Annotated in this window: 16 protein-coding genes; 4 read left to right on the forward strand and 12 right to left on the reverse strand. The window is 70.7% G+C overall.

Going from position 1 to position 21,061, the window contains the following annotated elements; all coding sequences use genetic code 11:
- Positions 1-8 precede the first annotated feature (8 nt).
- Both KR546_RS00185 and KR546_RS00190 read right to left on the reverse strand, forming a co-directional pair.
- Entirely contained in the window at positions 9-1,286 is a 1,278-nt protein-coding gene (locus KR546_RS00185) for a DUF4032 domain-containing protein (protein WP_238442677.1), read from the reverse strand.
- 51 nt (positions 1,287-1,337) lie between these two features.
- Positions 1,338-1,535: a hypothetical protein gene (locus KR546_RS00190; protein WP_238442678.1), complete on the reverse strand. Its 198-nt coding sequence runs from the start codon at positions 1,533-1,535 to the stop codon at positions 1,338-1,340.
- 113 nt (positions 1,536-1,648) lie between these two features.
- Between KR546_RS00190 and KR546_RS00195 the strand changes: the two genes are divergently transcribed.
- Entirely contained in the window at positions 1,649-2,860 is a 1,212-nt protein-coding gene (locus KR546_RS00195; protein ID WP_238442679.1) for an ArsR/SmtB family transcription factor, read from the forward strand.
- A gap of 7 nt (positions 2,861-2,867) precedes the next feature.
- Here KR546_RS00195 and KR546_RS00200 read toward each other — a convergent pair whose 3' ends face one another.
- The 7 genes from KR546_RS00200 to KR546_RS00230 form a co-directional block, all read right to left on the reverse strand.
- Positions 2,868-4,160: a hypothetical protein gene (locus KR546_RS00200; protein ID WP_238442680.1), complete on the reverse strand. Its 1,293-nt coding sequence runs from the start codon at positions 4,158-4,160 to the stop codon at positions 2,868-2,870.
- A gap of 248 nt (positions 4,161-4,408) precedes the next feature.
- Positions 4,409-4,891 carry a hypothetical protein gene (locus KR546_RS00205; RefSeq protein WP_238442681.1) on the reverse strand — a complete coding sequence of 161 codons (483 nt, stop codon included), beginning with the start codon at positions 4,889-4,891 and terminating at the stop codon, positions 4,409-4,411.
- A 59-nt stretch (positions 4,892-4,950) separates the two neighbouring features.
- Positions 4,951-5,955 (reverse strand): carbohydrate ABC transporter permease, encoded by a 1,005-nt coding sequence (locus tag KR546_RS00210; RefSeq protein WP_238442682.1) that lies wholly within the window; start codon positions 5,953-5,955, stop codon positions 4,951-4,953.
- Positions 5,952-7,112 carry a carbohydrate ABC transporter permease gene (locus KR546_RS00215; RefSeq protein WP_238442683.1) on the reverse strand — a complete coding sequence of 387 codons (1,161 nt, stop codon included), beginning with the start codon at positions 7,110-7,112 and terminating at the stop codon, positions 5,952-5,954. The genes KR546_RS00210 and KR546_RS00215 overlap by 4 nt, the downstream gene beginning before the upstream one ends.
- A 37-nt stretch (positions 7,113-7,149) precedes the next feature.
- Positions 7,150-8,571 carry an ABC transporter substrate-binding protein gene (locus KR546_RS00220; protein ID WP_238442684.1) on the reverse strand — a complete coding sequence of 474 codons (1,422 nt, stop codon included), beginning with the start codon at positions 8,569-8,571 and terminating at the stop codon, positions 7,150-7,152.
- Between the two features lie 215 nt (positions 8,572-8,786).
- Entirely contained in the window at positions 8,787-9,983 is a 1,197-nt protein-coding gene (locus KR546_RS00225; RefSeq protein ID WP_238442685.1) for an ABC transporter ATP-binding protein, read from the reverse strand.
- Positions 9,984-10,127: 144 nt separating this feature from the next.
- A complete protein-coding gene (locus tag KR546_RS00230) occupies positions 10,128-11,132 on the reverse strand; it encodes a LacI family DNA-binding transcriptional regulator (protein ID WP_238442686.1) in 1,005 nt (334 codons plus the stop codon).
- 145 nt (positions 11,133-11,277) lie between these two features.
- Here KR546_RS00230 and KR546_RS00235 point away from each other — a divergent pair, with 145 nt between their 5' ends.
- The 3 genes from KR546_RS00235 to KR546_RS00245 all read left to right on the forward strand — a co-directional run bounded on the left by KR546_RS00235 (position 11,278) and on the right by KR546_RS00245 (position 15,557).
- Positions 11,278-12,891 carry an alpha-amylase family glycosyl hydrolase gene (locus tag KR546_RS00235; RefSeq protein ID WP_238442687.1) on the forward strand — a complete coding sequence of 538 codons (1,614 nt, stop codon included), beginning with the start codon at positions 11,278-11,280 and terminating at the stop codon, positions 12,889-12,891.
- An 85-nt stretch (positions 12,892-12,976) separates the two neighbouring features.
- Positions 12,977-14,599, forward strand: coding sequence for an alpha-amylase family glycosyl hydrolase (locus KR546_RS00240; protein WP_238442688.1), 1,623 nt, complete (start codon positions 12,977-12,979; stop codon positions 14,597-14,599).
- Positions 14,600-14,636: 37 nt separating this feature from the next.
- Complete coding sequence (locus tag KR546_RS00245; RefSeq protein ID WP_238442689.1) at positions 14,637-15,557, forward strand: carbohydrate kinase family protein; 921 nt, start codon at positions 14,637-14,639, stop codon at positions 15,555-15,557.
- Positions 15,558-15,570: 13 nt separating this feature from the next.
- On the opposite strand, the gene KR546_RS00250 is transcribed toward KR546_RS00245, so the two are convergent.
- The 3 genes from KR546_RS00250 to KR546_RS00260 form a co-directional block, all read right to left on the reverse strand.
- On the reverse strand, positions 15,571-16,311 hold the full coding sequence (locus tag KR546_RS00250) for a sulfotransferase-like domain-containing protein (RefSeq protein ID WP_238442690.1): 741 nt from the start codon (positions 16,309-16,311) through the stop codon (positions 15,571-15,573).
- Positions 16,308-17,291 carry an aminotransferase class IV gene (locus KR546_RS00255; protein WP_238442691.1) on the reverse strand — a complete coding sequence of 328 codons (984 nt, stop codon included), beginning with the start codon at positions 17,289-17,291 and terminating at the stop codon, positions 16,308-16,310. The genes KR546_RS00250 and KR546_RS00255 overlap by 4 nt, the downstream gene beginning before the upstream one ends.
- A gap of 84 nt (positions 17,292-17,375) precedes the next feature.
- A complete protein-coding gene (locus KR546_RS00260; RefSeq protein WP_238442692.1) occupies positions 17,376-20,999 on the reverse strand; it encodes a multifunctional oxoglutarate decarboxylase/oxoglutarate dehydrogenase thiamine pyrophosphate-binding subunit/dihydrolipoyllysine-residue succinyltransferase subunit in 3,624 nt (1,207 codons plus the stop codon).
- Positions 21,000-21,061 lie beyond the last annotated feature (62 nt).

Raw genomic sequence — 21,061 nt, forward strand, 5'->3', positions numbered from 1 at the left:
ACCCCGCCTCAGGGGCCCTCGTCCGGCATCGGCAGCGGGCCCGTCTCGGGGTCGGGTGCCGTGAAGGCATCCTCGGCCGACACCACCTCCTCGACCTCGGCCGGCGCGAGGATCTCGCGCACGTAGTCGTCGACGCCCTCCTCGAAGGGCATCTCCCGACCCTGCTCGCCCATGATCCAGTGCCAGTGGTCGAGCGACTCCGCGAAGATCTGGGGGCCCTCGCGACGACCCCACAGGTCGTCGGGAACACGGGACAGGGCGTTGAGGTAGGAGTCCTGGTACCAGCGACGGTCCAGCACGTCGCGGGGCAGGTCGTGGCCGTAGGTCTCGTTCAGCCAGGCTCCGTACCCATCGATGTCGGCCAGCAGGACCCGTGCCTGGGACTCCTCGGCACGCAGTCCGGTGCGCTCGAAGAGCAGTCGCCGGTGCCGGTTGGGCTCGACGACGTGCAGCGCCATGCGCAGCTTCTCGGCACCCGAGTCCTCGGCCGACACCTCGACCTCGCCGACGTCGTAGCCCAGGGCGTTCACGGCGTTGAGACGTGCCCGGATGCGGTCACGATCCGAGGCCGCGAAGGTCTCCTGGGCGGTCAGGACGTCCCACGTGTGGGTGTAGCGCTCGAGCAGCTGGTCGCCGAACCAGACGGGGTCGAGCCCGTCCGGGACCAGCCCCTGGGCCTCGAGGTCGAGCAGCTCGCCGGCCGTGCGTTCCATCGCGAGGTCGAGGTCGTAGCCCCGCTGGCCGTCGGTGAGGTTGGGGTGGAGCTCGCCCGTCTCGGTGTCGACCAGGTAGGCGGCCAGCCGACGGGCGTCCCGGCGGAACAGGGTGTTGGACAGCGAGCAGTCCCCCCACATGAACCCGACGAGGTGGATGCGCACGAGCAGGTCGACGAGCGCGTCGAGCATCGAGTCGACCAGGTCGTGGGTGGACCGTCGGGAGAACAGCAGTCGGTAGGGCAGCGAGTACGGCAGGTGCTTGGTGATGATCACCGACTCGAGCGGCTCGCCGTCGCGGTGCCGGTCGGTCGCGACCCCGGCCGCCTTCACCACCGGCACGCCCTCCTCCCGGAGGAAGGTGAGGAAGCGGTACTCACGCTCGGCGTATCGCTTCGGCAGTTCCTTGAAGACGTACAGGCCCTGGTCGTAGCGGACGAAGCGCACCACGTGTCGGTGCAGCCCGGCCGGGATGTCCACCAGCCGTGGGTCGTCCCACTCGTCGAGGGGCTCGTCCCACGGCAGGTCGAGGAAGTCGGGGTGCCCGGTCCGGGCGAACAAGTGCAGTGCCACCGGGCCCTCGGCGTCGGATCGGCGAACATGACATCGATGTCAATCTAGCGGTCACGCCCGCCGCGCCGCCGGGATGGCCCGGTGTTCCCCCAGGCGGGTCCCGGCACGCACCAGCAGGTCACCGAGGCGCGCCCGCCAGGCCGCCGACGTGGCGGGTCGCGCCATCGCCTGCAGGCGCCACGCCGACGCCTCGCGGTGGCGCTCCTCCATGACCAGTCGGCTCATCATCGCACTGTGTTCGGGGTGCATGGCGTTCTCCTCTGCTCGTTGGATCGAGCGTGACCTGCTAGGATCGCAAGATCAATTGATTCGCCAAAGTACGAATCAAAGCTCTCTCGGCGGGCTCGGAGGAGGATCCCCACATGACACTTCGCCTCGCCTTCCCACCGGGCCAGGTCTTCGGCCAGGTCGGGTTCGCCTACTCGCCGGCCATGGAGGCGGCGCTGTCGCTGCGCGCCGTCGTGGATCCCAAGCGCCATCCCATGCACCTGCCCTGGTCACGCAGCACGCGCGACCTGTCCCCCGACCTGCGTGCCGAGATCGAGCTCCTGTCGTTCACGTTCCGCGACTACCTCCCGGGCGTGTTCGAGGTCGGGCTGACCGGCGACCACCCCACGATCGACGACGAGCTCCACCGCATCGAGACCTTCGACGACGACGTGGTGCTGTTCGAGCTGACCATGCCGTTCGGGGGATGGGACTGCGCGACCCAGTCGGTCGCCTTCAGCGGTGACCCGACCCCGGCAGCCGTCCACGAGTCGTGGTTCCAGGACCAGGTCCTCGAGCGCGCGCGGGTGGTCGACGAGCGCCAGGCCGACGTGCTGGCGGCCGCCTTCGTCGACCCGGCGGCGATCCGGACACGCATCGCGACGATGCTTCGGCGCTACTGGGACGAGGCGTTCGCCCGTGAGTGGTCGCGCGTGCAGGATCGCCTCGACGCCGAGATCGCGGAGGGCTCACGGCTCCTGGTCTCCGGCGGGCCCGGGGCGCTGGTGGACGAGCTCGTCCCGGAGGCCACGTGGGACCCCGACGGCTGGGCGATCGTGTTGGACAAGCGTCGTGACGTCACCGTGGACGTTGCCGCCCGGGGTGGGCTGAGCCTGGTCCCGACCGTCTACGGCTGGCCGCGGGTCGCCGTCGAGATCGACCCGCCGTGGTCGGTGGCCATCATCCACCCGATCCGCGCCCTGCAGTCCCCGGAGCAGCGCCAGCCCAGCGACAGCGAGGTCGCGGCCGGGCTGCGAGCGCTGGGTGACGAGACCCGGCTGCAGATCAGCCGGCTGGTCGCCACCGAGCCCCGGTCCACCACCGAGCTCGCCCAGTTGCTGAGCCTGTCGGAGTCGTCGGTGTCACGACACCTCAAGACCCTGGCGGGGGCCGGGATCCTCGCGGCCGAGCGCGACGGCCACTACGTCCTGTACCGACTCGCCCCCGAGCGCATCGGCGCCCTCGGGGGCGCGCTGCGACGCCAACTGGGCCTGGGCCCGGCCCCGTCGACCGGTCGCCAGCGGCTGCCGGTCGTCGGCCCGCGCCGTGCCGAGGACGGGGGGGACGCGCCCTCGGGCACCACGTGATTTCGGGTCAGGCCGCTCCCAGGCCGACCAGTCGGACGCGGCCGCGTCGGTCGAGGTAGGACGCGACCACCAGGTCGCTCGAGCTGGCCATGCCCGCCAGGGGGGTGCCGCGGAACGACACCTCCCAGACGGGCTCCAGGTCGTCGTAGCCGTACAGCCCCAGCGTGCAGTCCGTCCCCACCTGCTCCCAGAGCAGGACCCCGTCCGCGGTCGCCAGCATCGGTGGGGCGAGCACCATCCGTCGCGTGGCCAGGACGCTGCCGTCACCATCGAGGACCCGCACGACGTTGGCGTCGGGCGAGCGTGACCAGGTGCCGGAGGCCACCAGCTCGGGCACCGGGAACGATCCGTCGTCGACGACCCGGACGTCGCCGTCCACCACGACAGGGACGGCGGACGGGGCGAACGGTCCCAGCAGGCCCGGCGTGTCGAGGTCGATCACGTACTGCTCCACCCCGGCGAAGGCGGCCACGTGGCCGGCGTCGACGGCCGTGTCCGCGAACCGGTCGAGGCGTGGCCCGGGGATGGTCGTCTCCCGCCCGTCACGGGTGATCACGAGCACGTCCTGCCCACGAGTCGCCACCACGCGATGGCGGACCACCCGGGGCGCGACGCCGGCCGGGTCCACCACCGCGACGCGCTGGCCGTGGGTGTCCAGGACGGTCCACCCGTCGGGCGAGTCGAGGGCCAGGCCCTGGGCCGCGGGGACGCAGGTCCGCCCGGGCTCCACGAACAGCGGCAGCCCGGTCGCGGGATCCAGGAAGCCACAGCGCCTGTTGCCCGACACGAACAGTGATCCGCTCGGGTCCACCCACCCGGCGAAGTCCGCACCGACCGGCTCCTCCCACAGGTCGGTCCCGTCCGCGACCGCGAGTCCGACCAGCCCCCGGTCGCCGTTGCGAGCCGTCAGCCAGCGGCCGAACGGCCCGGAGACCACGCCCGACGACGCCACGACGACCGGTTGCACGCCCTTGTCGATGTCGCGCCGCCAACCGACCTGGCCGGTCGCCGTGGACCGCTGGACCACGGCCGTCACCTGCCCGACGCGCGAGCGCAGGGTGTGGACCACGACCCCGTCGACGACCTCGAGCGTGGGCCCCACGGTCGCCCGGCCAGGTGTGCCGGGCACGACCGCCGACGCCCCCTCGACGACCACCGACCAGCGCGACGTGACGGGCGCGGTCGGGGCGCCGGGTGGTCCGACCGGGTCGGCGCGCTGTCGCGACAGTCCGAGCGCCGCGACCACCGCGACCACGGCCACCGTGGCGATGACGACGCCCAGCCGTCCCAGGCGTCCCACGCGCCCTCGTGGCCGCGGGTCGCGCTCCACCGGCGGTTCCGAACCGGCGTCCCCGACCACCATCGACACCGTGCCGGGCGGGCCCACGTCCTCGTCGCCGCGCGCACGCCCTGCTGGAGAGCCTCCACGATCGCGCTGGTCCATCGTGATCCTGCCACGCCGGCTGCCACGCCGGACAACGCAGCGGTTCCCGGGGACCTTCCGTCACGCCCCGGTGCCACGGGTGCCGGGGGCGTCGGAAGTACCGGTCAGTCGCCGTCCTCGGCCCACGGATCACGCTTGGCGAACAGGTCACCGACGCCGGCCGCGGTGAACGGCAACGCCGGGGCGATGACCGCCGTCGGGACGAACGCGACCGACATCCCGACCACGGCGATCACCGAGACGACCGCGGCGGCCACGGCCCGGGCGTGCCAGCTCGTGCCGGAGGGGCGGGAGACCGCCACGACCGCTCCCGCCGAATAGCCGACGATCAATGACGCCACCGGGTTGCGGAACAGCAGGGTCGGGAGGCCGACCGCCACCGCCAGGCCCATGCCGGCGAGCACCCCGATGAAGGGGTCGTCGCGGCGGGACACGAACGCGGCGGCGGCCATGGCGGCGGGCACCAACGACAGGCCCACCGCCAGGGCGAGCAGCCCGGTCGAGACCTGCTGCTCCTCGCCGCCGCCGTTGGGCAGCCCGCTGGTCAGCACGGTCAGTCCGTACGCCGTGGTCCAGAAACTGACCACGACGACGAGCGTCGCCAGGCTGATGCCAGCCCAGCGACGCGTCGACGAGGCGCCAGGTTTCAGCCCTTCACCGCCCCTGCGGTCATGCCCCGCACGAAGAAGCGCTGGAGGCTGAAGAAGACCACCATGGGCAGGACCATCGAGATGAACGCGCCCGCCGTCAGCAGGTGCCAGGAGTTCTGGAACTGTCCGTTGAGGGCGTTCAGGGCGATCGTCAGGACCCGCACGTCGGCGGTCTCACCCAGGAACACCAGCGCCACGAGGAAGTCGTTGAAGACCCACAGGAACTGGAAGATCGCGAAGCTGGCCAGTGCCGGCACCGACAGCGGGATGATCAGCCGGGTGAAGATCGCGTAGTGGTCGGCCCCGTCGATCCGGGCCGACTCCATGAGCTCGGACGGCAGCGATCCGATGTAGTTGCGCAGCAGGTACACGGCCAGCGGCAGGCCGAAACCGGTGTGTGCGAGCCACACGCCCAGGAAGGTCCCGTTGAGATCCAACGGGATGCCCACTTCGACGGTCACCACCTCCCACGGCGTCAGGAAGGACACCACGGGTGCGAGCCAGCTGACGTCGAACAGCGGACCGCCGTTGTACAGCTGCAGGATCGGGATGAGCGCCACGTGGAGTGGCACGACCAGCAGTGCCACGACGAACACGAACATCAGGAACCGGCCCTTGAACTCCATCCAGCTGAAGGCGTAGGCCGCGAAGGTCGCGATGACGATCGGCATGATCGTCGCAGGGACGGACACGACCAGCGTGTTGAGGAACGCGCCGGCGAAGCCGTTGGACTCGAGCACCTCGCGATAGTTCTGCAGGGTCCACTGGCTGGTGTCCCCGATCGAGGCGAAGACGGTCCACCAGCCACTGGACTCGATCGCGGCGGGGGTCCGCAGCGAGGTGATCAGCAGGCCGATCGCGGGGATCAGCCAGATCAACACGATCACCAGCACGATGACCCGGACGAGGTTGCGAGACCCCGTGTTGGTCACGCCACCTTCGGTGCCCTTGATGCCCTTGCCGGACTGGGTGTCCTCCACGGGAGGGGAAGTCGCACTCATCGGATGCTCTCTTCCTCGCGGAACCGGCGAATGTTGATGATCATGATCGGGATGACCGCGATGAACATGAACACGGCGATGGCGGCCCCCCGGCCGAAGTCGCGGAAGGTGAACATGTTGCGGATCATCCGCTCGGCGATCACCTCGGTGCCGTCCTGGCCACCGGTCATGACCCACACGATGTCGAACACCTTCAACACCCCGATGACCATCGTCGTGAACACCACGACGATCGAGGACATGATGTTGGGCACCACGACACGCCAGAAGACCTGCACCTCGGTCGCACCGTCGATGCGAGCGGCCTCGAGCATGTCCTCCGGGACACCCTTGATGGCCGACGACAGGATCACCATGGCGAACCCGGTCTGCAGCCAGACCATGATGACCATCAGCAGCAGGTTGTTCCACCCGTTGATGGACAGCCAGTCCACGGGCGCGTTGCCCAGGCTCGTCCAGGCCGCGTTGAGGATCCCGATCTGCTCACCGGAGCCTTCGATCCGGAAGGCGTAGACGAACCGCCACACGATCCCCGCACCGATGAACGAGATCGCCATCGGCAGGAAGATCATCGACTTGGCGAGCGACTCGAGCCGGCGCAGCTTGTCGGCCAGGACCGCGAAGCCCAGGCCGATCGCCACCGCGGAGACCGGGACCACGAAGATCCAGGCCAGGGTGTTGCGCAGCGAGCGCAGCATGGCCGGATCGGTGAACACGTACTCGTAGTTGGCCCAGCCGACGAAGTTCGTGCTGGTCGCGTCGAGGAACGACAGCTGGATGGTGTTCACCGCCGGGTACACGAGGTAGATCAGGAGGATGACCACGGCCGGGCCGGCCCAGGCATAGGGCCGGACCCGTTCGCTGAGTGTCCCCGGCAACCGCCGGATCGCGAGGTCGACGGCGGTGTAGACCCCGAAGACGCCGAAGACGGCGATCAGGATGGCCACGAAGCCGGTCAGGATCGGGGAGAGGTTCTGGCTCTCCATGAACTCGAAGGTGGCCTCGAGTGCGACGAAGAACAGGGCCGGGATCGCGACCGCGGCGATCACCGCGAGGATGAACACCACGATCCCGCTGCCACGGCGAGGACCGGGAGGTCGGTAGACCTCTTCCTCGTCGGTCCCCGCCTGTTGTTGCGGGCTCAGCACGTCGGACATGACGAACCTTTCTGGTGAGCGCTCCTCGTCGTCGGGGTCATCCCTCGCTCTCGGAGGCGGCCTCGCTCTCGGAGGGGGCCTCGCTCTCGCCACCGCCGCCGCCGTCGGACGGGAAGGCTGCGTCGATGTCGGCCAGCACCTGCTCGAGGTTGTCCGGACCGTCGTTGGTGTACTCGTTCATCCCGTTCCAGAACTCACCGGAACCGACCGCCGGCGGCATCAGGTCGGAGGCGTCGAAGCGCGCCGTCCCGGCGGCGATGGCCTCTGCGAGCGGGATCGAGGCCTGGCCGATGAGCTCGTTCTGCGTGTAGCAGTCCGGGCTGACGTCCACGTTGGCGCCCATGGTCGTGGTGTTCTCCTGCTTGCCGTACAGGCACTGCACGTCGGCGCTCGTGTAGAGGTCGAAGAAGTCCACGATCTCCTGGCGGTTGCTGAAGATCGCCGCCAGGCCGCCGGCCATCAGGACGCCCTCGTTGCCGTCGATGGTCGGGAACGGGAAGAAGTCGTAGTCCTCGAAGGGCACGACCCCGTCGGGGAAGAACGCCGGGATGAACGTCGCCTGGCGGTGCATCAGGCAGTTCGGCGGGTCGTTGAACATCGGGTCCGGGGCGTCCCGGAAGTCGGTGCTGGAGATGTTCTCGGCGCCGCCGAACACGTAGCCCTCGGTGAAGATGATGTCCCCGAACGACTCGGCCGCGGCCGTGATCTCCGGCGAGGAGAACGGCAGCTCACCAGCGACCCAGGCGTCGTAGGCGTCGGTGCCGGCCTGGCGGAGCACGATGTCCTCCATCCAGTCCGTGGCCGGCCACCCGGTCGCAGCCTCGGACCCGGTGCCGATGCACCACGGCGTCTGGCCGTCCGCGACCATCTGGTCGGACAGCGCGATCAGGTCCTCCCAGGTCTCGGGGATCTCGTAGCCGCCATCCTCGAAGGCCGGCACGTTGTACCAGATGGCGCTCTTGAAGTTGACGGTGTCGGGCATCCCGTAGTGCTTGCCCTCGTACTCGCCCAGCGACATCAGGTACTCACCGAAGCGGGCCTCCAGGTCGGCGATGTCGAAGCCCATGTCCTCCAGCGCGATGGCGTTGCCCTGTGCGGCCTGCTCGATGACGGTCCCGGGCTGCGGGAAGAACCCGATGTCGGGTGGCGTGCCACCCTCGATCTGGATGATCACGTTCTGCTCGAACGAGTCCGACCCGGTGTAGGTGGCGGTGAACTCGTCCTGGACGTCGTTGACGCCCTCGTCGATCACGCCCTGGATGGCATTGGCCTCGTCACCCGAGGCCGCTCCGGCGATGGCGATCTCGCCCGTGTCCGGCTCCTGGTTGACGGCAGCGCCCTCGCCGCCGCCGCCGCCTCCGCCGCCGGCGAAGGATCCCTCCTCGTAGACGTTGATGCTGCACGCCGCCAAGACGATCGGGACGGTGGCGAGCACTGCCAGTCGTGACCTGAGCTTCATCGTTCGTCCTCCTGCACGGGGGCGGCGGGCACAGGCCGTTCCTGCGTTACGCCACCCACCTGCGACGACGGTAGTCGGACACTGGCCGGAAGGAAGGGGTTTGCGAAAATGGCCGAGAACGGCTCGTGGGCGACCCGAATGGGCCGCCCACGACGATGGCGGGGTCGCTCGATCCATCGCTGCGCCCCGGAGGACCCGGGGCGCAGCCAGGTGGCTCAGCGCAGTGCGAGTCCCGACTCGCGGTCGAAGAAGTGGGCGCGGTCGGTGCGGAACCCGACCGAGATCTTGGAGCCGAGCTTGGGCGGCGCACCCGGCTCGAACCGGGCGACGAAGGTCTGGCCACCGGCCTTGGCCTGCCGCTCCAGCTCCTCGAAGGCGTCGTCGTCGTCCAGTGCGGCACGCATCTGCTCGCTGATGACCGGCGGGACGTCGGTCTTGAGGTGCACCAGCATCTCGGCCCCCAGCATCTCGACCAGCTCGACCTCGAGGTCGTCGATCCGGTTGCTGACGCCGTCACCGGTCTCGCGGTCGAAGTGCTCGGGCCGCAGCCCCACGGCGACGTCGCTGCCGACCCGATCGGTGACTCCCGGGTACTTCTCCAGCGCCGCCTGGGGGATGTCCAGCGTGCTGCCACCGATCTTGATGGCCACGGGGCTGCTGCTCCCCTCAACGACGTCGACGACCCCCAGGTTCATGGCCGGGGACCCGATGAACCCGGCGACGAACAGGTTGTCGGGGTTCTCGTAGAGCGCCTGCGGCGAGTCGACCTGGCTGAGCACGCCCTTCTTGAGCACCGCCACGCGGTCGCCCATCGTCATGGCCTCGACCTGGTCGTGCGTGACGTAGATGGTCGTGACACCCAGCCGGTTCTGCAGCGCGGCGATCTCGGCCCGCATCTGCACCCGCAGCTTGGCGTCGAGGTTGGACAGGGGCTCGTCCATCAGGAAGGCCTTGGGCTGGCGCACGATCGCCCGCCCCATCGCGACCCGCTGGCGCTGTCCACCCGACAGGGCCTTGGGCTTGCGATGCAGGAGCTCGTCCAGCCCGAGGACGTCGGCCGCCTCGTTGACCCGCTTGTCGATCTCGTCCTTGGGGGTCTTGGAGAGCTTGAGCGAGAAGCCCATGTTCTCGGCGACCGTCATGTGCGGGTACAGCGCGTAGGACTGGAACACCATCGCGATGTCCCGCTCCTTCGGGGTCATGTCGTTGACGACCTGGTCGCCGATCAACAACTCCCCGCTGGTGATCTCCTCGAGGCCGGCCACCATGCGGAGCGCGGTGGACTTCCCGCAGCCGGACGGGCCGACGAGGATGACGAACTCGCCGTCGTCGATGCTCATCGTCAGGTCGGTGATGGCGTGGTAGCCATCCGGGTAGTACTTGTTGACGTCGCGGAACTCGACGTTGGCCATGGCAACTCCCTGGTCGCGGCTGGGACGTGGACGGACTCGTTCGTGTGCCTGCAGCGTGCAGTCCGCTGCCCGGGAATGCAAGGGCTTTCATGCAAGCGCTTGCAGAACCGGGTTGCCCACGTCGCGGCGCGTGCCCGGCCCCGTTCAGCGAGTGCGTGGTGGCGCGGTGGAGCCCCGCTTGACCAGGGAGGTCGCGACGACCTCGTGGCGAGCGGGGACGTCGGAGCCGTCGAGTCGCTCGAGGACCCAGTCACAGGCCCGGGCGGCCATCCGGGCGACGTCGCGGTGGACCGTCGTCAACCCCACGAACTGGGCGACCGGCTGGTCGTCGACGCCCACCACCGACAGGTCACCGGGCAGGTCGAGTCCTCGCGACCGGGCGACCTCCATCGCGCCGAGCGCCATCTCGTCGGACGCGACGATCACGGCGGTGGGCGGGTCGACCTCGTCCAGCAGCAGGCTCAGCGCGGCGGCGCCACCGGTCGACGAGGCCTGCGACTCCACGACCCGGTGCACCACCTCCTCGATGCCGGCCGTCGCCAGGGTGGACGTGAACGCCGAGCGGCGGGCTGCCGGCGCCACCAGCCGCGCATCACTGCTGCCGCCGCCGATGAAGGCGATGTCGACGTGGCCGAGCGACAGCAGGTGGGTCGTGGCCTCGGCGATGCCGCGCGCGTCGTCGGCGACGACCGTGTCGACCTCCGGGGCGTCCAGCCCGATCGCCGCGACCGGCCGCCCCTCGCCGAGCCGGAGCAGCTCGGCGCCGTCGAGCGGGACCTCCGCGACCACCAGGCCGTCCACGCGCCGTCGGAAAGGGTGGCGGGTCAGGAAGAACTCGCGCGCGGCGGCGGACGCCAGCGTGACCGGAAGGACGTCGTAGCCGGCCGCCCCTGCCCGGTCCTGCACGACCTCCAGCATCCGCGCATGGGCCCACCGGCCCATCCCGGGCACGACCAGGCCGAGGGTGGCGGTCCGCCCCGCGGCCAGGGCACTCGCAGCCGGGTCGGCGACGTAGTCCAACAGGTCGGCGGCGCGCTGCACCTTCTCGCGGGTGGCGACGGCGACGTTGGGCAGGCCACGAAGGGCCCGGGACACCGTTGCCGTGGACACGCCGGCCAGCGCGGCGACGTCGTCGATGGTGGCTGGCACCGGGTTCGCTCCCCCTGGACGTGGATCGGACGAGGATGGGACGTGGATCGGACGTGGATCGGTCGTCGCAGGAGCCTGGGCTCACGACCCGCTGACGGCCACGACAGCACTACGGTAGGCCCTCGACCAGCGACGAGGACGAGCCGTGGACGACCCGCCCCCGCCGCCGACGACCACGACCGGCTGGTGGTCCGGTGCGGTCGGCTACCAGGTCTACGTGCGGTCGTTCGCCGACTCGACCGGTGACGGTGTCGGCGACCTGGGGGGCGTGCTGGCCCACGTCGACCACATCGCCGACCTGGGCGTCGACTACGTCTGGCTCAACCCCGTCTTCCCGTCGCCGGGGCTCGACCACGGCTACGACGTCAGCGACTACACCACGATCGCCGACGAGATGGGCGGCATGCCCGCATTCGAGGCACTGCGCGACGCCCTGCACGACAACGGCATCCGGCTGGTGATGGACGTGGTCCCCGGCCACACGTCCTCGGCGCACCCCTGGTTCGTGTCCGCACGGCGTGGCAGGGACGCCCCGCATCGTGACTTCTTCGTGTGGCGCGACCCCGCCCCCGACGGGGGGCCGCCCACCAATTGGGAGTCGGTGTTCGGCGGCTCGGCCTGGGAGTACGACGAGCGGTCCGGCCAGTACTGGATGCATCGGTTCCTGCCGGACCAGCCCGACCTCGACTGGCGCAACCCTGCCGTGCGCGCGGCCTTCGACGACATCCTGTCGCTGTGGTTCGAGCGAGGGCTCGACGGCTTCCGCGTCGACGTTGCCCAGGGGCTGCTGGCAGACCCCGAATGGGCCGACGTCCCCGACGTCCCGCCGGACATGCCCCGAGCCCAGGGCAACGACCTGCGCCTGAGTGGGTTCATGGGGCGTCCGGAGACACCGGCCCTGTACCGCTCGTGGCGTCGGATCGCGGATCGCCACGATGCCCTGCTGCTGGGCGAGGTCGCCCTGAGCTCGCCCGAGGCGGTCGCGGCCTACCTGTCGGACGACCTCCTGCACCGGGCCTTCTTCCTGCCACTGCAGCACACGGGGTGGAACCGCGACGAGATCGCCGAGATGCTGGTCGGGGCCGTGGCCGCCGGCGGTGGGCGCTTCGCCTGGCCCCAGTCCTCGCACGACGACCCACGCGCCGCCACCCGGTTCGGGGGTGGCGCGACGGGCACTCGCAGGGCCCTGGCCTTCCTCCACCTCGTGGCCACCCTGCCGGGCAACCCGGTGATCCTGGCCGGGGACGAACTGGGCCTGGAGAACGGACTGATCCCCGCCGGGCTCGCCCAGGATCCCGTGAGTGGCCGGGGCGAGACCCTGGTGGCCAGCCGTGACGGCTCGCGAACCCCCATGCCGTGGGACGCCGAGCGTCCCAACATGGGCTTCACCACCGGAACGCCGTGGCTCCCGCTGGGAGCCAACCGCGCCGCGGCCGACACCGTCGCGCACCAGCGCGACGACCCCGGCTCGCCCCTGCAACGGACCCGGAGGCTGCTGGAGACGCGTCGCGGCCTGACCGGCATGCTGGCCACCGATGACGTGACCTGGCTGGACCTCGGCCCCGACCTGCTGGGCCTGCGCCGGGGCGACGTCGTGGTCGTGTGCAACTTCGGCCCGTCCACGACGGTCGACGTCGGGCGCTGCCGACTGCTGGTCGCCAGCAGTGACGACGCGGTCGTCGACGACCGGGACGGCGTGTCGATCGGCCGCGACACGACCGTCCTGCTCCGTGCCGCCGAGGCCGTCACCTCCCCCTGACGAAGGGGCTGGGAGCGAACCGGTCGTGGCGGTGCCGGCGAGTAGGTTGGAACATCGCCGCCGCCCCACGATCCGTGAGACATCCGTGCACCAGACCCAGGACGCCCCGGCCACCGCGCCCGCCCCCCACTCGCCCCGACGCTGGTACGACGACACCGTCGGCTACCAGGTCTACGTGCGCTCGTTCGCCGACACGACCGGCAACGGCATCGGCGACCTGCCCGGTGTGCTGGCCCACGTCGACCACATCGCCGACCTGGGCGTGGACTTCGTGTGGCTCAACCCGGTGTACCCCTCGCCGGGATTCGACCACGGCTACGACGTCGCCGACTACCGCGACATCGCCGACGACATGGGGGGGATGGCCGCGTTCGAGGAACTGCGCGACGCCCTGCACGCCCGTGGCGTGCGGATGCTGATGGACATCGTGCCCGGCCACACCTCCCACACCCACGCGTGGTTCCGGTCGGCCCGGCAGGGTCGCGACGCCCCGTACCGCGACTTCTACGTGTGGCGTGACCCGGCACCGGACGGGGGGCCACCCAACAACTGGGAATCGGTCTTCGGCGGTCCGGCCTGGGAGTTCGACGACCACTCCGGCCAGTACTACATGCACCGGTTCCTGCCCGAGCAGCCCGACCTGGACTGGCGCAACCCGGCCGTCCGCGACGCCTTCGACGACATCCTGCGCTTCTGGTTCGAACGGGGCGTGGACGGGTTCCGGGTGGACGTCGCGCAGGGGATGCTGGCCGACCCCGACTGGACCGACATCCCCGAGATCGACCCCGACCTGCCGCCGGACGAGGCGGCCGACCTGCGGTTCTCGGGCTACATGGGACGGCCCGAGACCCCCGAGCTGTACGAACGCTGGCGCCGGATCGCCGACTCCTACGACGCCCTGCTCCTGGGGGAGGTCTACCTGTCGGACCCCGACGTGGTCGCGACCTACATCACCGACGACCGGCTCCACCGCGCGTTCTTCCTGCCGCTGCAGCACACCACGTGGGACCGCGACCAGGTCGCGACCCGGCTCCGACGCGCCGTGGAGGTGGCCCAGGGCCGGTTCGCCTGGCCCCAGTCGTCCCATGACGACCCCCGTGCCGGCTCCCGGTTCGGTGGCGGCGACCGCGGCCGGCGCCGGGCCATGGCGTTCTTCCACCTGGTCGGCGCGCTGCCCGGCACCCCGGTCATGCTGGCCGGGGACGAGTTGGGCCTGGACGACGGCCAGGTGGCCCGACTGGACGCCGAGGACCCGATCACGACCCGCAACGCCGACCGCGAGGACGGACGGGACGGGTCGCGCACCCCGATGCCGTGGGACCCCGACCTGCCCAACCTGGGCTTCAGCGAGGTGGAACCCTGGCTGCCGCTGGGGAGCAACCGCGGTGCCGACGACACCGTGACCGTGCAGGAGGGTGACCCGGACTCGCCGCTGCACCGCATGCGACGCTTCCTGGCCGCACGACGTGGGCTCGTGGGGATGCTGGCGACCGACGAGGTGGCCTGGCTCGACCTCGGTGACGACGTCCTGGCGCTGCGGCGTGGCGACGTCGTGGTGGCCTGCAACTTCGGATCCGCGACGCACCTGGACCTCCCCGGGACCGGCCGACTCGCCGTGGCCAGCAGCGACGACGCCGCGGTGACCGGCACCGACCTCGCCCTCGGCCGCGACACCACGGCCCTGGTCGTGCTGGAGGAGGACGCGTGAGGCACGGCGTGTGCACGTCGCAGCCGGGAGGGCGTCGATGAGTGGCGTGGCGGTCCTGGGCGAGGCGCTGGTCGACCTGATGGGTGACGGCGACCGCACCTTCCGGGCCGCACCGGGTGGCTCGCCGGCGAACATCGCCGTCGCGCTGGGGCGCCTGGGCCACCGAGCGGTGTTCCTTGGCGGGTTGTCGACCGACCGGTGGGGACGCCTGCTGGCCGACCACCTGGCGGCCGGCGGGGTCGAGGTCGATCGTGCACCGCGCTCGGACCGACCCACCGCGATCGCGCTGGTCGACCTGGCCGAGGACCGCAGCGCCGTCTACCGCTTCCTGTGGGAGGACACCGCCGACCGGGTGGTGACCCTCGACGACCTGCCGGCCGACCTCGACGACGTGGACTGGATCCAGGTCGGGTCGGTGGCGGCGGCGTTGCCCGACTCGGGCGCGGTGGCCGCCGCGCTGGTGGCACGCGAGGGTGGTCGCCGACTGGTCGCGTGCGACCCCAACGTCCGCACGATGGTGCATGGTGACGGACCCGAGCCCCGGGCACGCCTGCGCGACCTGTGCGACGTGGCGGACCTCGTGAAGATCTCCGACGAGGACCTCGACTTCGTCCTGCCGGACACCTCGATCGACCAGGCGGTCGACCGGTGGCTCGAGCGTGGCGTGGCACTGGTGGCCGTCACCCGGGGTCGCGACGGCGCCACGCTGGCCGGCCCGTCCGGCCGGGTCGACGTGCCGGCTCCGGCGACGACGGTCGCCGACACGGTCGGCGCGGGTGACACGTTCATGGCCGGCGTGCTCGCCGGGCTGCTCGACGCCGAGGTGACCGATCGCGCGACCCTGGAGTCCCTGGAGACCGACGAGCTGGGCGCCATCGGCGAGCTCGCCGCCCGCGCCGCCGCCATCACCGTCTCCCGCGTCGGCGCCGACCCACCCATGCGCTCCGACCTGGCCTGAGTCTCGGCGGGCATCAGGCTCCAGCTGGGTCGATGGCGTGGGCGGTGACCTCGTCGTGGAGGTCGACGCACGCGGCCAGCAGGTCCTCGAGGTGGTCGGGGACAGGCCGGGTGCTCGTCCGGGGCGGCCCGAACCCGGTCGACGCACGGACCGACCCGTACCAGAAGTCCCCCCACGGACCGTCCTCGGGCTTGGGGCCCGCCTCCCACGACAGCATCGCCGGGTCCCACGGGATGTCGCAGCGTCGACAGACCTCGGCCAGGACTCCCGGGGGGTCGGCCAGCAGGGTCGCGGTCTCGACCACCACAGGTGTCCGGCCGGCGGCCAGCTCGCGACGAACGAGCGCGACCTGGCCGGGCAGACCGGTCTCGAACAGCTGGGGGTCGGGGATCCCCTGCACCAGGCTCGGGAGCATGTGGCGCGGGTCCCGCGTCAGGACGACGTTGCGGACCTCGTCGAGGAAGTCGTCGTCCAGGTCGACCAGGTGGTGGGCCATGTTCTTGGCGAACAGCACCGGGGTCGGGCACGGCCCCAGCAACTGCTCGCGCACGACCCGGTCCCCGTCCAGGTCGAACGTCGCCAGCACCTCGTCACGGGCGGGCTGGTCGACCCCGGTGACCCGCAGGTAGTGGCCCAGGAGCGGCTCGTCGACCACGGTGGTGTCGGACCGCGACCGGAACGCGTACATCAGCGCCGTCGAGACGTTGCGCGGCCCGCTCCACAGCGAGATCCGCGCCGTCTGCCCGTCGCTCACGAGGTGGCCCGTTCCTCGAGGCAGCCACCACCGCTGCTGCGCGGGGCCACGGCCTGGGCCCGGCGTCGGGCGTCGGCCGCCGCCGACGCGGCCACCGCGGCGTCGTAGCGCGCCCGCAGGTCGGTCGTGACGGGGCGGGCGGCGCCGGGGCCGATCGCGCGACCGTCCACCGTCGCGACCGGGGTCAGGCCACCGAAGGTCCCGGTCACGAACACCTCCTGGGCGGCGTAGACGTCGGTCAGCGTGAAGGGCGCCTCGTGCACCTCCATGCCGGCGTCGCGGGCCACCTCCAGCACCACGGCCCGGGTGATGCCGGGCAGGTTGTACTGCCCGGTCGAGGTCCACAGCGCACCGTCACGGACACAGAAGAAGTTCGTGGCGTTGCACGTCGCCACCGCGCCGGTCGGGTCGAGCATCAGTGCCTCGTCGGCCCCGGCCGAGGTCGCCTGGAGCAGGGCCATGACCTCGTGCAGCTTGGAGTGGCTGTTGAGCCGCTGGTCCAGGGTGTCGGGCGGCGGGCGGCGCACGGTCGCGGTGAACAGCGAGATCCCCCGCTCCCGGGCCCCCGGGTCCGCGACCTTGTGCTCGGCGGTGATGACGACGTTGGGGCCGCCCACCAGGTTGGAGGGGTGCTGGGACGGGGTCGTCTTGTCCCCACGGGTCACCATCAGGCGCACGTGGACGGCGTCGTCCATCTCGTTGGCGTCGACCACCTCGCGCAGCGCCGCCACGACGTCCGCGCGGGACATCCCGAGCTCGATGCGGGTCGCGGCCAGGCCACCGAAGAGCCGGTCCAGGTGGCGGTCGAGGAAGGCGAACCCGCCGTCGTGGAGCCGGATCCCCTCCCAGATGCCGTCGCCGACCAGGAAGCCGGAGTCGAACACCGACACCACGGCCCGCTCCCGCGGCACCAACTCACCGTTGATCCACACCAGCACGTCGGCGTTGCGTGGATCCGGCAGTGCGTCATGGGTGCCCACGAACGATCCTTCTCCATCTCGGGACGTCGAGTGTGCTGCGCGCGGCCACGTGCGGCCGCGAAGCGCACACTCGACGTGGACGACTCAGTCGTCGGACAGCTCGGGCAGGGTGAAGACCTGGTCCAGCAACTGGGCGAGTTCCTGCTGGTGCACGACGTGCGACCCGGTGGCCGGCGACGCGGAGGCCACGCGGCTGACCCGACGCAGCCTGCGGTCGCCGGACTCGGGCGACGGCAGCTCGTTGAGGATGTTCCACAGGCGGCCGTCGACGAAGCCCCACGGCCCCATGTTCTTGGGTTCCTCCTGGGCCCACACGACGTCGCGGGCGTTCGGGTAGGAGGCCAGCAGGTCCGCGACCTGCTGTTCGGGCCACGGGTACAGCTGCTCGACCCGCGCCACGGCGGTGGCGGCGTCGCGCTCGTCGCGCTCGGCCATGAGGTCGTAGGCGACCTTGCCGGAGCAGAGCACCACCGACTCGACGTCGGCGCGGTCGCGGTCGCCCGCCACGAAGGCGGGGTCGTCGAGGACCTCCTGGAAGGTGCCCTCGACGAACTCGTCCAGGTCGGAGTAGGCGTCGCGGGAACGCAGCAGCGACTTCGGCGTGAACACCACCAGCGGCTTGCGGACGTCGCGGTGCATCTGGCGTCGCAGCAGGTGGAAGTACTGCGCGGCATTGGTGGCGTTGGCGACCTGGATGTTGTCCTCGGCGCAGAGGGTGAGGAAGCGCTCGATGCGGGCCGAGGAGTGCTCCGGGCCCTGGCCCTCGTAGCCGTGCGGCAGCAGCAGGACCAGGCCGCAGGTCAGGTTCCACTTGTCCTCGGAGGCCACGATGTACTGGTCGATGACCACCTGCCCACCGTTGGCGAAGTCGCCGAACTGGGCCTCCCACGCGACCAGCGTGTCGCGCGCCTCGGTGGCGTAGCCGAACTCGAAGCCCAGCACCGCGAACTCGCTCAGCAGCGAGTCGTAGATGAAGAAGCGACCCTGGTCCTCGTCCAGGTGGCTGAGCGGCTGGTGCTCCGCCCCGGTCTCGTAGTCGACCTGCACGGCGTGGCGGTGCGAGAAGGTCCCGCGTCGCGAGTCCTCGCCCGACAGCCGGACGTCGAAGCCCTCGGCGAGCAGCGAGCCCAGCGCCAGGGTCTCGCCCAGGCCCCAGTCGATCTCGCCCTTGTCGTAGCGCTGCCTGGCCTTGTCGAAGATCCGGTCGAGCTTGGGGTGGCGCGTGAAGCCGTCGGGCAGGTCGAACTGGGCCGAGGCGATCCGGTCCAGCAGGTCGCGCGCGACACCGGTCTTGACGTGGGGCAGGGGACCCCGGGTCTCGGGTGGCACGGCGGCAGTCGGGGGGTCGGCCTCCTCGGAGGCGCGGGTCTCGTCGAACGCCGTGCGCAGCTTCTCCTCGAAGTCCTCGAGGAACTCCTCGGCCTGGTCGATCGAGATGTCGCCGCGCCGCACCAGCCGCTCGGTGTAGAGCTTGCGCACCGGACGCTGGTTCTCGATGATCTTGTACATCCCGGGCTGGGTGTAGGACGGGTCGTCGGCCTCGTTGTGGCCGTGCCGGCGATAGGCGATCAGGTCGATGACGACGTCGCGGTGGAACGTCTGCCGGTAGGCGAAGGCCAGCTTCGCGACCCGGACGCACGCCTCGGGGTCGTCACCGTTGACGTGCAGGATCGGCGCCTGGACCATCTTGGCGATGTCGGTGGCGTAGAAGCTGGACCGGGCGGCCTCGGGCGAGGCGGTGAAGCCGACCTGGTTGTTGATGACGACGTGGACCGTCCCGCCGGTGCGGTAGCCCCGCAGCATCGACAGGTTCATGGTCTCGCCGACGACGCCCTGGCCCGCGAACGCGGCGTCACCGTGCAGCAGCAGGGGCAACACCGGGTAGGTGCCGGTCTCGCTGTGGACGTCGTAGGTGTCCTGCATCGCCCGCGCGATCCCCTCGACCACCGGGTCGACCGCCTCGAGGTGGCTGGGGTTGGGTGGCAGGTGCAGCGCCAGCTCGTTGCCGGAGCGGGCGGTGTAGGTGGATTCCTGGCCGAGGTGGTACTTGACGTCGCCGGAGCCCTGCACGGTGTCGGGGTCGATGTCGCCGTCGAACTCCCGGAACAGCTTGTCGAGGTCCTTGTCCATGATGTTGACCAGGACGTTGAGCCGGCCACGGTGGGCCATCCCCATCACGATGTCACTGACCGCGGCGTCGTCGGCGGCCGCCTCCAGCAGGGAGTCCATCAGCGGGATGAGCGACTCCGAGCCCTCGAGTCCGAAGCGCTTCTGGCCGATGTACTTGGTGCCCAGGAACGACTCGAAGGCGTCGGCGGCGTTCAGCCGGTCGAGGATCCAGCGCTTGTCGGTGGTCGACGGCTCGTCGTCGACCCCCTCGAGGTGCTCCTTCCACCACTGCTTCTGCTGGGGGTCGAGGACGTGGCCGAACTCCACCCCGATGGTGCGGCAGTAGGCGTCGCGGAGGATGCCCATGATCGTGCCGAGCGGCTTCATGACCGGACCGCTGCCCACGTCGACGAGGAACTCGCGGTCGTTGTCCCAGATGCTCAGCCCGTAGTAGGTCGGGTCGAGCTCGGGGTGCATCGTCGCCTTCTCCTGGCGGAGCGGGTCGAGGTCGGCGATCAGGTGGCCCCGGACCCGGTACATGTTGGCGAGCTGGTCGACCTTCATCTGCTTGTGGAGGATGTCGGTGGCGTCCAGCGCGCCCGAGTCGGTGCGCCAGCGCGCCGGCTCGTAGGGCAGCTCCATCGACTGGAAGACCTCGTCGTAGAAGTCGTGCTCGCCCAGCAGCAGCTCGTGCACCCGCTGCAGGTACATGCCCGACTCGGCCCCCTGGATGACCCGGTGGTCGTAGGTCGAGGTCAGGCTGATGACCTTGGAGATCCCCAGCTGCGCGATGGTGGCGGGGTCGGCCGCCTGGTACTCGGCCGGGTAGTTGATGGCGCCGACACCCAGGATCGCGGCCTGGCCCGGCATCAGCCGTGGGACCGAGTGCACGGTGCCGATCGTCCCGGGGTTGGTCACCGTCAGGGTCGCCCCGGCGAACATGTCGGGGCTGAGCTTGCCGGTGCGGATCTTGCGGATGACCTCCTCGTAGGCCCGGAGGAAGTCCTCGAAGCCGAGGGTGTCGACGTCCCGGATGACCGGCACGAGCAGCGTGCGGGTCCCGTCGTCCTTGGCGACGTCGACCGCCAGCCCCAGCCCGAAGTGCTCGGGCTTGGCCACCGACGGCTTGCCCTCCACCTCGACGTAGGTGTTGGTCATGGCCGGGACCTCGCGGACCGCCCGCACCATCGCGAACGCGATCAGGTGGGTGAACGACACCTTGCCGCCACGGGTCCGGCCGAGGTAGTTGTTGAGGATGGTCCGGTTGATCTCGAGCAGCTTGGCCGGGACGTCGCGCACCGACGTCGCGGTCGGGATCGTCAGCGACTGCTCCATGTTCTCGACGATGCGTGCCCCCGCACCACGCAGGCGGGTGACGTCGTCGACGTCGATCCCCGCCGGCAGCGGCACGGGCTGGTCGACCTCGGGCGGGGCGCCGCCCGACGCGGGCTGGTCGCCGTTGGTGGTCGCCGTCGGTCGATAGTCGGCGAAGAAGTCCTGCCAGCTCTCGGTGAGCTCGCTCGGATCGTCGCGGAACTGCTCGTACATCTCCTCGACGAGCCAGGAATTGAGCTCGGACTGGGAATGCGGGCTGGACATGGATGGGGGCCTGTACACCGAAGATGCGTGTGTTCGAGGATACGTCCCCGCCCGCGGGGTCG

Origin of the sequence: Salsipaludibacter albus (genome assembly GCF_019798055.1) — a bacterium.
GTDB classification, from domain to species: domain Bacteria; phylum Actinomycetota; class Nitriliruptoria; order Nitriliruptorales; family Nitriliruptoraceae; genus Salsipaludibacter; species Salsipaludibacter albus.